We start from the raw sequence: 11,100 nt of genomic DNA, 5'->3' as shown, positions 1-11,100 counted from the left end.
CGGTCCGCCGGTGCTCCAAGGCGGCGTTGTAGAGCTGCCGGTGATCCTCAAGGCAGGCGGCGAGCGAGGCGGCCTGCTTGCCGGTGGGGCGCAGCAGGAACGTGAACGACCGGCGCACACCCACCCCTCACGTTCGTTCCTACATTCAGTAATCGGATCACCACGCTACTGGAAGGTGCCGACAAAACCCGAACGCGGAATCACCGGTCAGTGGAAGGAACTCATGATGAGCCTGGAGACAAAAACCAGTCAGGGACGGCATTCCCCCGTCACCTGATGAAGGCGACGTCCCCTGCCGAGGTGCTGATGGACTACGAGGTCTTCCTGCTCGCGCGCATCAAGGAGGAGTGGGACCGGACGGGCGACGCCGTGGCATCCGTGCCCGCGGGCATCGCCCGCAGCGCTCCGCTGGTCACCGCGGCCGCCGCCATCCTGGCCGCCTCGTTCGCGGCGTACGCCACGGGACGGGTGGTGTTCCTGCAGCAGCTCGGCGTCGGCATGGCGCTCACGGTCGCCGTCGACGCCACGCTGATCCGCGGCGTGCTCGTGCCGGCGCTGATGCGGCTGGCGGGCCCGGCCAACTGGTGGGCTCCGGCACCGCTGCGCGCCTGCGCCGGTGGCTGTCCGTCTCTGAATATGAGACGTAATTGCTCATATAGCGAGACATGTGGAATGGTGTCCGCATGGCACAAGAAACGGCCGTGTATACCCACGGCTTTCACGAGTCCGTCCTGCGCTCCCACCGCTGGCGTACGGCCGCCAACTCGGCGGCGTACCTGCTGGGCGCGCTGAAGCCGCACATGCGGATCCTGGACGTCGGTTGCGGTCCGGGCACGATCACCGCCGACCTGGCCGAACTGGTGCCGCAGGGCGAGGTGATCGGCCTCGACACCGGGCCCGGCATCCTGGAGCAGGCGCGCCGCGAGGCGGAGGGGCGTGGCCTGGGCAACGTGAGCTTCGCGACCGGTGACGTGCAGGCGCTCGACTACCCCGACGCCTCCTTCTGCGTGGTGCACGCCCATCAGGTGCTCCAGCACGTTGGCGATCCGGTGGGCGCGCTGCGCGAGATGCGGCGCGTGACCAAGCCGGGCGGGATCGTCGCGGTGCGCGACTCCGACTACGCCGGCTTCGTGTGGTATCCGCAGATCCCGGCCCTGGACGACTGGCTGGACCTCTACCGGCGGGTGGCCCGCGCCAACGGCGGCGAGCCCGACGCCGGGCGCCGCCTGCGCGCCTGGGCGCGGGAGGCCGGGTTCGCCGACGTCACCTCGTCGTCGTCCACCTGGTGCTACGTCACCCCGGAGGAGCGGGAATGGTGGGGCGGGCTGTGGGCCGACCGCACGGTCCAGTCCTCCTACGCGGACCGCGTGGTCGAGGCCGGCCACGCCACGCCGGACGACCTGCGGCGGATCGCCGACGGCTGGCGGGAGTGGGCCGCGAGCGAGGACGCCTGGTTCAGCGTCCTGCACGGCGAGATCCTCTGCCGCGTCACCTGAGCAGCGTCCCCCCCGGGGGACGACCCCCGGACTCCCGCGGCCGCGCCGCGCTTGCCTCGGGTGTCCACGGGGGACGGTGCCAGTGGGGCCAATCGAGGGGGAACGGCGATGACGCTGCGGATCGTGGCCGGGACGGCGAACCGCCCGCTCGCCGCCGCCGTCGCGGCCGCGCTGGACCAGGAGCCGTCCGTCCCGGTGGTCGAGCGGTTCCCGGACGGCGAGTCGCGGCCGGTCGTCACCGGTGTCCGGGGCGCGGACGTCTACCTGATCCAGCCCACCGGGCCGCCCGTCAACGAGCACGTCATGGAGGCGCTGCTGCTCGCCGACGCCTGCCGGCGGGGCGGCGCGGCCCGGCTCACGGCGGTCGTGCCGTACGTGGGGTACGCCCGGCAGGAGCGGCGCCGCCGCGAGGGGGAGGCGATCGGGCTGCGGGTGGTGGGTGGCCGCGCTCGCCTCGGCCGGGGTCGAGCGCCTGATCGCGGTCGATCCGCACACGGCCGCGCTGGAGGCGGTGTGCCCGATGCCCGTGGAGACGCTGACGGCCGTGCCCGCCCTCGCCCGCGCCGCCGGGCGCGCCGTGCCGGAGGAGGCGGTGGTGGTCGCGCCCGACCTCGGCGCGGTCACGCTCGCCCGGCACTACGCCCGCCTGCTGGAACGGCCCGTCGCGCTGGTTCGCAAGAAGCGGCTGACCGGGGCGGACGTGCGGGCCGAGCAGGTCTTCGGCGACGTGACCGGCCGCCCCGCGCTGGTCGTGGACGACATGATCAGCACGGGCGCGACGATCGAGGCGACCGCCGAGGCGCTGCTCGCGCAGGGGGCGGCGCCGCCGTTCGCCGTCGCCGCGACGCACGGCCTGTTCGCGGGGGACGCGCGGGAGCGGCTGCGCCGTACGGAGATCCGGGGCCTGATCCGGGGCCTGGTCGTCACCGACACCCTCCCGCAGGACGAGGCGGCCCTGCCGTCGCTGGAGGTGTGCCCGGTCGCCCCGCTGCTGGCCGGCGCGATCGGCCGCCTCCACCGGGACGAGGGCATGGACGACCTGCTGGCCGGCACCTGAGACAGGTGGCGGAGCCGCCCAGGGGGAAGGATGGAGGTGTGACGCCCAGGACGCGGAGCCGTACGGCGGCGGACAGGGACCTGACCCGCCTGCCGGACCGCGCGTGCCGTCTCGTCGAGACCCTGGGTGGCCGGTTCTCCCGCGAGATGGGCATCGACGTCGACCGGGGGGACCGCGAGGTCGAGCGGTGGCTGCTCGCGGCGACGCTGTTCGGCGCCCGGATCTCCGCCGCGATCGCCGTACGGACCTACCGGGCGATGGCCGAGGCGGGGGTGCGGGGGCTCTCCGACGTCGAGGGCCGCACCTGGGAGGAACTGGTCGAGATCCTCGACCGCGGCGGCTATGCCCGTTACGACTATCGGACGGCGACGCGGCTGCTCCGCCTGGCCGAGGCGGTGGGCGGTGAGGTGGGCGGCCTGCGCCGGGGCGGCCTGGACGAGACCCGCGCCGCGCTCGACGCGCTGCCCGGCTGGGGCCCGGTGACGGTCGCGCTGTTCCTGCGCGAGCTGCGCGGCGTCTGGCCCGGGGTGGACCCGCCGCCGGACGACCGGGCGGTGGAGGCCGGACGGCACGCGGGGCTGCTCGGCGCGGGACACCACCCTCTCGATCGGCTGCGGGAGATCGCCGGCGAGGCGGGGCTGGACGTACGCGACCTCGAAGCCGCTCTCGTCCGCCTGTGGCTGGCCCATCACAAGGACTTTCCCCACTGCCCGGGCGGCGCCCGTTGCGCCGTGCTGACCGAGGAGGGGGCTGACCGAGGAGGGGCGAGATGAGGTCGGCGGCGGGGGATCCGGTGACGCTGTTCCTGTGCGGCGACGTCATGCTGGGCCGCGGGGTCGACCAGATCCTCCCGCACCCCGGCGATCCGGCTCTCGAGGAGTCGTGCGTCCGGGACGCCCGCGCGTACGTCGAGCTGGCGGAGGAGGCGAACGGCCCGATCCCGCGGCCGGTCGGCTACTCCTGGCCCTGGGGCGACGCCCTGGAGGTGCTGGACGAGGCCGCCCCCGACGTACGCGTGCTGAACCTGGAGACGAGCGTCACCCGCAGCCGCGACTTCGCGCCGGGCAAGGAAGTGCACTACCGGATGAACCCGGCCAACATCCCCGCCCTGGCCGTGGCCCGGCCCGATGTGTGCGTGCTGGCCAACAACCACGTGCTCGACTTCGGCGTACGCGGGCTCACGGAGACGCTGGACGCGCTGGCCGGGGCGGGACTCGACCAGGCGGGCGCGGGACGGGACGAGACCGAGGCACGGCGGCCCGCGGTCGTGGCCCTTCCGGGCGGCGGGCGGGTCCTGGTGTTCGCGGTCGCGATGCCGTCCAGCGGCGTCCCCGGCGCGTGGGCGGCGGCCCGCGACCGGCCCGGAGTGGCCTTCCTGCCGGAGCCGTCCCGCGACGCCGCGGCGGAGACGGTCGACCGCGTGCGGAGGGCCAAGCGGCCGGGGGACCTCGCGGTCGTCTCCATCCATTGGGGTTCCAACTGGGGCTACGAGGTGGAGGACGACCAGGTCGAGTTCGCGCACGCGCTGGTCGAGGGCGGCGTCGATCTCGTCCACGGCCACTCCTCCCACCATCCCCGCCCCATCGAGGTGTACCGGGATCGGCTGATCCTCTACGGCTGCGGGGACTTCGTCGACGACTACGAGGGAATCGCCGGCTACGAGGACTACCGCGACGACCTGCGGCTGCTGTACCTCGTCACCGTCGAGGCGACGGCCGAGGCGGCGTCGGGGCGGCTGCTTGAGCTGCGGATGGCGCCGATGCGGGCCGTACGCATGCGGCTGCGGCACGCCTGCGGCGAGGACCGCGAGTGGCTGCGGGCGACGCTCGACCGCGTCAGCCGGGAGTTCGGCGCACGGGTCGCGCCGGCGCCCGGCGGCACGCTCGCCCTCGCACCGGCCGCGTAGGAGGTGGTCACGATGCTGGTCCGCGAGATCATGACGACGCCGGTGGTGACGGTCCGGCGCACGGCGACGATCAAGCAGGCCGTCCGCCTGCTGTACGAGCAGGACATCACGGCCGCGCCGGTGGTCGACGCGGCCGGGCGGATGATCGGCATCGTCAGCGAGATGGACCTGCTGCGCGGCGAGTTCGGGGCCAACCCCCGCGCCTTCCTGCGGCCCGAGGCGCCGCCCACCGGCAGGCCGCCCGCGCTCGTCGAGGAGGTCATGACGCCCCGCGTCGCCACCGTCGGGGACGGCGCCGACACCATGGACCTGGTCGAACTGATGATCACGACGGGGGTGAAGAGCGTCCCGGTCCTGCACGACGACGAACTCGTGGGCATCGTCAGCCGCCGCGACCTGATGGGCCTGCTGGCCCAGGGGGACGAGCGGATCCGCGAAGACGTGCTCGCGGCGCTGCGCGACTGCGCCGACACGGCGGCGTTCGGCGCGGCCGTGCGGGACGGCGTCGTCGAACTGTACGGCCCCGGCGACGAGCGGTCGGCCCGCATCGCCGAGCTGGTCGCCAGGACCGTCCCCGGAGTGGCCGACGTCGTCTTTCCCGAGGGACTCGTCAGCTAATCGAGCCGGTCGAGCACGTCCGCGGCGAGCCGTTCGAGCGCGGCGACCTGTTCGCGGGTGAGCCCGTCGAAGAACAGGCGGCGTACGGTCTCCACGTGCCCGGGGGCCGCGGCGGTGATGGCCCGGCGGCCCTCCTCTGTGATCACGACGTACGCGCCGCGGCCGTCGTCCGCGCACTCCTCCCGCGTGACGAGCCCCCGGCGCTGCATCCGGGTCAGGTGATGGGACAGCCGGCTCTGCTCCCACTGGAGGTCGCGCTGCAGCTCGTACGGCCGCAGCCGCCCTTCCTCCCGGTCGGTGAGGTGCACGAGGACCTCGTAGTCCGCCAGGGACAGACCCGAGTCCGCCTGAAGCTGCCGGTTGAGCCGGGCCGTGAGGCGGCCCTGCATGCGCAGGTACGCCCGCCAGGCGCGCTGCTCGTCCGAGTCGAGCCACCGAGGGCTGTTCATGGTCCCCAGGCTAGCCGGAATGAATGACTCGTCATGTATGTTGAGGGGCACCAGTAGATGACGCATCATCTACATGGCGACGAGGAAAGGGCACTCATGACCACGACCAGGCTGACCCCTCGTGTGGACGTCCGCAGGGCGGCCGAGCGTTTCGCCACCCGCATCTCCTGGCTGGATTCCAAGCACTCGTTCTCGTTCGGCGGCCACTACGACCCCGACAACACCCACCACGGGCTGCTGCTGGTCAACAACGACGACGTCGTCCACCCGGGCACCGGCTTCGAGACCCATCCGCACCGCGACATGGAGATCGTCACCTGGGTGCTCCAGGGTTCCCTGGTCCACCAGGACTCCGAGGGGCACTCCGGCGTCATCTACCCGGGCCTGGCCCAGCGCATGAGCGCCGGAACCGGCATCCTGCACTCGGAGAAGAACGACTCCTGGCGGCTCACCGGCGGCGACACGCACGACAAGCCCGTGCACTTCGTCCAGATGTGGGTGGTCCCCGACGAGCCGGGCATCACCCCCGGCTACGAGCAGCTGGAGATCGAGAACGAGCTGCTGGCCGGTGGTCTGGTGCCGGTCGCCAGCGGCATGGACAAGCACGCGGGCGAGGCCGCCATCCGCATCAAGAACCGGTACGCCGCGCTGTACGCCGCCCGGCTTCAGCCGGGCCAGAGCGTGGAGCTGCCCGAGGCGCCGTTCCTGCACCTGTTCGTACCCCGGGGGAACGTCACCCTGGAGGGTGCGGGCACCCTGGAGACCGGCGACGCCGTACGCTTCACCGCCACCGGCGGGCAGAAGGTCACCGCGACGGAGCCCGCCGAGATCCTCGTGTGGGAGATGCACGCGACGATCGCCGCCTGACGACGATCCTGGAAGGAATCCCGATGGACACGACAGAACCGCAGGTCGCCGACAACCCGGAGGCGAGCCGCTTCGAGATCACCGTGGACGGCTCGCTCGCAGGCTTCGCCGACTACCGGCTCCACGGGCCGACGATCTCCTTCACCCACACCGAGATCGACCCGGCCTTCGAAGGCCGGGGCCTCGGCTCGACGCTGGTCCGCGCGGCGCTCGACGCCGCCAGGGACGCCGGGCTGTCGGTCCTGCCGTTCTGCCCGTTCGTGCAGCGGTACATCAAGCGGCACCCGGACGAGTACCTCGACCTGGTGCCGGCCGATCGGCAGGCCCGGTTCTCCCTGGACGGCGGGGAGGGATCGGAGTGAGCCCTGCAGAACCGGCGGTGTACGGCTGCACGAGTTTGTCCGGCTACACGGGCGCGACGGAACGACCGCGGAGAGCGTGCTCCTGCCCGGCCACGACGTGCCGCTCGGCCGCTACACGACCGTGCGCCGGCTGCTCCCGCAGCGCCCCCGCCGGATGGTCGGCGCGTGGTGCTTCGTCGACCACTTCGGGCCCGACGACGTGAGCGGCCGGCCGGGCATGCAGGTGCCGCCGCACCCCCACACCGGCCTGCAGACGGTCACGTGGCTCGCCGAGGGCGAGATCCTGCACCGCGACAGCCTCGGCAACGTCCAGTCGATCGTGCCCGGGCAGCTCAATTTGATGACCGCCGCCCACGGCATCGCCCACTCGGAGCAGTCGCCGCCCGAGCACCCGCCGGGCATGCACGGGCTGCAGTTGTGGGTCGCGCTGCCGGAGGAGGCCCGGCACGGCGAGGCGCGGTTCGAGCACCACGCCGCGCTGCCCGTGCTGCGCGACGGGGACGTCACGGTGACGGTCGTGGTGGGCGAGGCCGGACCGCTGCGCTCGCCCGCCCGCGTCCACACCCCGCTGCTCGGGGCCGAGGTGCTGTTCACCGGGGCGGGAGAACACCGGCTGCCGGTCGATCCCGCGTACGAGACGGCGGTGCTGGTCATGTCGGGCACGGCCGACGTGGCCGGGGTCGCGCTGGCGCCGGGCTCGCTGCTCTATCTCGGCCAGGGCCGTACGGAGGTGCCGATGGAGGCGGCCGGCCCGGCCCGGCTGTTCGTGCTGGGCGGCACGCCGTTCGAGGAGCCCCTGGTGATGTGGTGGAACTTCGTCGGCCGCTCACACGAGGAGATCGCGCGGGCGCGCGACGACTGGACGCGAGGCGACCGCTTCGGCGTCGTCCCGGGCGGGGAGCGGCCGCTCCCGGCCCCCGAGATGCCCACCGTGCGGCTGAAGGCCCGCGACCGGCACGGCCGCGTCCTCAGCTGAGGGGCGAGCCCGCGCGTCTGCGGGTGAAGCAGGTGAACACGGCGAGCGCGGAGACGGCGGTCATGCAGGCCAGCGCCCAGCGGTAGCCGGTCACGAGCCGCTCGACCGCCGCGGGTGAGACGTGGGACAGCGTCCCGGCGAAGACGGCGTCGTGCAGCCCGGCGGGCAACGGCACCGTGATGATCGACAGGACCAGCGCGGTGCCGACCACCACCCCGGTGTTCTGCAGCATCAGGCGCATGGCGTTGACGATCCCCAGCCGGTGCGACGGCACCCCGTCCAGGATCGCGGTGGTGTTGGAAGGCAGGAACATGCCCGAGCCGACGCCGATCAGCACGAGGGCGGCCGTGAGCGCCGCGAGCGAGACGTCGGGGGAGATCAGCCACAGCAGGACGGCCAGGCCCGCCGTCGTCAGCGAGGTCGCGGCGACCGCCACCGTGCGCGGGCCGAGGCGGCGCAGCAGGAAGCCCGACGCGACCGACGCTGCCATCGCCGCAATCGAGAGCGGCAGCACCTTCACCGCCGCGCGCACCGGGTCCTCCCCGCGTACGGCCTGGAAGAACAGCGACACGAGGAGCACCACCCCGACCCGGGCGGTCGAGTTGAGGAACGACGCCAGCGTCCCGAGGGCGAACGTGACATCGCGGAACATCCGGATGTCCACCACCGGATGACGGGCCCGCAGTTCCCGCACGACGAACAGCGGGAGCGTCACCGCGAACACGACGAGACCGGACACCACCATCGGATGTCCCCAGCCGAGCCTGGTCACCTCCGACAGCGCGAGCAGCAGGCCGCCGAGACACGCGAGCACGAGCGCGTTGCCGGGCAGGTCGAGCCCCCGGTCGCGGCCCTGCGGCGGTCCGGGACGGAGGGCCACCGCGCCCCAGACCAGGCACGCGATGCCGAGGGGCACGTTGTACCAGAACACCCAGCGCCAGCCCAGGTGCTCGGTGAACAGGCCGCCGAGCGCGGGACCGGCGAGCTGGGCGATGGAGAACGACGCGGTGTAGACGCCCATCCCCTCGCCGAGCCGCGACTTGGGGAAGGCGGCGGTCACCAGGGCGGCGCTGTTGGTCAGCAGCATGGCCCCGCCGGCCGCCTGCACCACCCGCAGCGCCACGATGACCCACGCGTCCGGGGCGAGCCCGGCCAGCAGGCTGGCGACCGTGTAGGTGGCCAGGCCGCCGAGGTACATCGCCCGCCGCCCGAACAGGTCGGCGAGCCGGCCGAACACGACCATGAGCACGGTCGTCGTGAGCTGGAAGGCGAGCAGGATCCAGCTCGCGGCGTCCGCGCTCGCGTGCGTCTGCCGTACCACCTGGGGGAGTGCCACGTTGAGCGCGCTGCCGCCGAGCGCGGTCAGGACGCTGGCCATGCTCACGACCGACAGCGTCCGCCAGGCGCGGCGCAGCCGCTCCCGCTCGCCGGGGTCCGCCGCAATGGTCTGCGGCACGGCCGTCATCGTACGGCGAGCTGGATCATGACGGCTCCTCCCTACCGAATTCTAGATTCCATTACTAGAATCACGTTCACACGGGGCCGGGTCAAGGTCTGATCAAGGGAGCTGCGCATGGGCGGAATCGTGGAAGGCCGTGTCGTGATCGTCACCGGTGCCGCGCGGGGCATCGGGCGGGGACACGCGCTGGAGTTCGCGCGCCAGGGCGCCAAGGTCGTCGTCAACGACCTGGGCGCCGAGGTCGACGGCACCGGGTCGTCCACCGGCGCCGCGGGCGAGGTGGTCGAGGAGATCAGGGCCATGGGCGGCGAGGCCGTGGTCGACGGCGAGGACGTCTCCGACTTCGACGGCGCGCGGCGCATGGTCGAGCGGGCCGTGGAGACCTTCGGCGACCTGCACGTCCTGGTCAACAACGCGGGCATCCTGCGCGACCGGATGCTCGTCAACATGACCGCCGACGAGTGGGACGCGGTCATCCGGGTGCACCTGCGCGGCACCTTCGCCCCGCTGCGGCACGCCGCCGCCTACTGGAGGTCCAGGGCCAAGGCGGGCGAGGCGCTGGACGCCCGGGTCATCAACACCACGTCGTCGTCCGGCATCTACGGCAACGCGGGCCAGGGCAACTACGGCGCGGCCAAGGCCGGGATCGCCTCGCTGACGATCATCGCGGCCAAGGAACTGGCGCGTTACGGCGTGACGGTCAACGCGGTCGCCCCCGCCGCGCTCACCCGCATGACCGAGAACCTCATCCCGGGCGGGAGGCGGCCCGCCGAGGGCGGCTTCGATCCGGCGGCGCCGGACAACATCGCGCCGCTGGTGGTCTGGCTGGCGAGCGCCCAGTCACGGGGGATCACGGGCCGGGTCTTCAACGTGCGCGGCGGGCACATCAGCGTCGCGGAGGGCTGGCACGCCGGGCCGGGCGTGGACAAGGACGCCCGGTGGGATCCGGCCGAGCTGGGCGAGGTGATCCCCGCCCTGGTGGACAAGGCCGCGCCGAACGCCCTCACCAGCGGGCGCATCCCGAACGGAGAGGAGTGACATGCCGCTCGACCACACTCTGATCGGGGTGGAGAGCGCGCCGCACGAGCGGTCGTGGACGTCCGCCGACACCCTGCTGTACGCGCTGGGCGTCGGTGCGGGCACCGAGGAGCTCGCCTTCACCACCGAGAACTCGGCGGGGATCCGGCAGCGGGTGCTGCCGACCTTCGCGGTCCTGGCCGCCCAGGCACCGACAGGGCGGCGGCTCGGCGACTTCGACCCGGCCATGCTCGTGCACGCCGAGCAGGCATTCGAACTGCACCGCGAGCTGCCGCCCGCCGGGCGCGTACGGACGACCTCGGCGGTGACCGGCATCTACGACAAGGGCTCGGGGGCGTTGGTGACGACCGAGGCCAGGGCGTCCGACGCCGAAAGCGGCGAGTTGCTGATCACGAGCCGCAGCTCGGTGTTCATCCGGGGCGAGGGCGGGTTCGGCGGCGAGCGCGGCCCCCGCGACGAGTGGGCCGAGCCCGGCAGGCCGCCGGACCACACGGTGACCTACGAGACCCGCCCGGACCAGGCGCTGCTGTACCGCCTGTCGGGCGACCGCAACCCGCTGCACTCCGACCCCGCCTTCGCCGCCCGCGCCGGCTTCCCCCGGCCGATCCTGCACGGGCTGTGCACGTACGGGATCACCGGGCGGGCGCTGCTGCACGCCGTGGCGGGGTCCGACCCGGCCCGCTTCGCGGCCATGTCGGGACGGTTCAGCAAACCGGTCTACCCGGGCGAGGCGCTGACCGTGTCCATCTGGACGTCCGACGACGGCGCGACGGCCCTGTTCCGTACGGCGAAGGAGGACGGCACCGTCGTGATCGACCGGGGCAGGGCCGCCTTCCGCCCCGCCTGACCTTGACCTGGAGGTGCGGCGCGCG

Annotated in this window: 14 protein-coding genes and 1 pseudogene; 12 read left to right on the top strand and 3 right to left on the bottom strand. The window is 73.1% G+C overall.

The window, feature by feature from the left end:
* The coding region (locus B1L11_RS13125; protein ID WP_256862501.1) for a helix-turn-helix domain-containing protein at window positions 1-118 on the bottom strand (118 nt) is incomplete at its 3' end.
* Window positions 119-276: 158 nt separating this feature from the next.
* Between B1L11_RS13125 and B1L11_RS53935 the strand changes: the two genes are divergently transcribed.
* The 7 genes and pseudogenes from B1L11_RS53935 (at window position 277) to B1L11_RS13095 (ending at window position 5,077) form a co-directional block, all read left to right on the top strand.
* Window positions 277-792, top strand: coding sequence for an MMPL family transporter (locus tag B1L11_RS53935; RefSeq protein WP_079314724.1), 516 nt, complete (start codon window positions 277-279; stop codon window positions 790-792).
* Window positions 684-1,496 carry a methyltransferase domain-containing protein gene (locus B1L11_RS13115; RefSeq protein ID WP_079314723.1) on the top strand — a complete coding sequence of 271 codons (813 nt, stop codon included), beginning with the start codon at window positions 684-686 and terminating at the stop codon, window positions 1,494-1,496. The genes B1L11_RS53935 and B1L11_RS13115 overlap by 109 nt, the downstream gene beginning before the upstream one ends.
* A 108-nt stretch (window positions 1,497-1,604) precedes the next feature.
* A pseudogene (locus B1L11_RS50600) lies at window positions 1,605-1,874 on the top strand (ribose-phosphate pyrophosphokinase-like domain-containing protein); the annotation flags it as partial.
* Between the two features lie 61 nt (window positions 1,875-1,935).
* A complete protein-coding gene (gene prs, locus B1L11_RS13110) occupies window positions 1,936-2,553 on the top strand; it encodes a ribose-phosphate diphosphokinase (RefSeq protein ID WP_256862494.1) in 618 nt (205 codons plus the stop codon).
* Between the two features lie 38 nt (window positions 2,554-2,591).
* Window positions 2,592-3,326: a hypothetical protein gene (locus B1L11_RS13105; RefSeq protein ID WP_079314722.1), complete on the top strand. Its 735-nt coding sequence runs from the start codon at window positions 2,592-2,594 to the stop codon at window positions 3,324-3,326.
* Window positions 3,323-4,459: a CapA family protein gene (locus B1L11_RS13100; RefSeq protein WP_079314721.1), complete on the top strand. Its 1,137-nt coding sequence runs from the start codon at window positions 3,323-3,325 to the stop codon at window positions 4,457-4,459. Before B1L11_RS13105 ends, B1L11_RS13100 begins: the two co-directional genes overlap by 4 nt.
* A 12-nt stretch (window positions 4,460-4,471) precedes the next feature.
* Window positions 4,472-5,077, top strand: coding sequence for a CBS domain-containing protein (locus tag B1L11_RS13095; protein WP_079314720.1), 606 nt, complete (start codon window positions 4,472-4,474; stop codon window positions 5,075-5,077).
* On the opposite strand, the gene B1L11_RS13090 is transcribed toward B1L11_RS13095, so the two are convergent.
* On the bottom strand, window positions 5,074-5,526 hold the full coding sequence (locus tag B1L11_RS13090) for a MarR family winged helix-turn-helix transcriptional regulator (RefSeq protein WP_079314719.1): 453 nt from the start codon (window positions 5,524-5,526) through the stop codon (window positions 5,074-5,076). The genes B1L11_RS13095 and B1L11_RS13090 overlap by 4 nt on opposite strands.
* 96 nt (window positions 5,527-5,622) lie before the next feature.
* On the opposite strand from B1L11_RS13090, the gene B1L11_RS13085 reads away from it, so the two are divergent.
* The 3 genes from B1L11_RS13085 to B1L11_RS13075 all read left to right on the top strand — a co-directional run bounded on the left by B1L11_RS13085 (window position 5,623) and on the right by B1L11_RS13075 (window position 7,731).
* Window positions 5,623-6,393, top strand: coding sequence for a pirin-like bicupin family protein (locus B1L11_RS13085; RefSeq protein WP_079314718.1), 771 nt, complete (start codon window positions 5,623-5,625; stop codon window positions 6,391-6,393).
* Between the two features lie 23 nt (window positions 6,394-6,416).
* Entirely contained in the window at window positions 6,417-6,755 is a 339-nt protein-coding gene (locus B1L11_RS13080) for a GNAT family N-acetyltransferase (RefSeq protein ID WP_079314717.1), read from the top strand.
* Window positions 6,756-6,831: 76 nt separating this feature from the next.
* Window positions 6,832-7,731, top strand: a complete 900-nt coding sequence (locus tag B1L11_RS13075) for a pirin family protein (RefSeq protein ID WP_256862493.1) — start codon at window positions 6,832-6,834, stop codon at window positions 7,729-7,731.
* Here B1L11_RS13075 and B1L11_RS13070 read toward each other — a convergent pair.
* On the bottom strand, window positions 7,724-9,187 hold the full coding sequence (locus B1L11_RS13070; RefSeq protein ID WP_256862492.1) for an MFS transporter: 1,464 nt from the start codon (window positions 9,185-9,187) through the stop codon (window positions 7,724-7,726). The genes B1L11_RS13075 and B1L11_RS13070 overlap by 8 nt on opposite strands.
* Window positions 9,188-9,304: 117 nt before the next feature.
* On the opposite strand from B1L11_RS13070, the gene B1L11_RS13065 reads away from it, so the two are divergent.
* Both B1L11_RS13065 and B1L11_RS13060 read left to right on the top strand, forming a co-directional pair.
* Window positions 9,305-10,228 (top strand): SDR family oxidoreductase, encoded by a 924-nt coding sequence (locus B1L11_RS13065; protein ID WP_079314714.1) that lies wholly within the window; start codon window positions 9,305-9,307, stop codon window positions 10,226-10,228.
* A 1-nt stretch (window position 10,229) separates the two neighbouring features.
* Window positions 10,230-11,075, top strand: a complete 846-nt coding sequence (locus B1L11_RS13060) for a MaoC/PaaZ C-terminal domain-containing protein (RefSeq protein WP_079314713.1) — start codon at window positions 10,230-10,232, stop codon at window positions 11,073-11,075.
* Window positions 11,076-11,100: the final 25 nt, after the last annotated feature.

Origin of the sequence: Microbispora sp. GKU 823, from assembly GCF_002027145.1 — a bacterium.
In the GTDB taxonomy this organism is placed as follows: Bacteria; Actinomycetota; Actinomycetes; order Streptosporangiales; family Streptosporangiaceae; genus Microbispora; species Microbispora siamensis.
The sequence above is the reverse complement of the archived record's forward strand: the minus strand, read 5'-3'. Positions and strand labels throughout refer to the sequence as shown.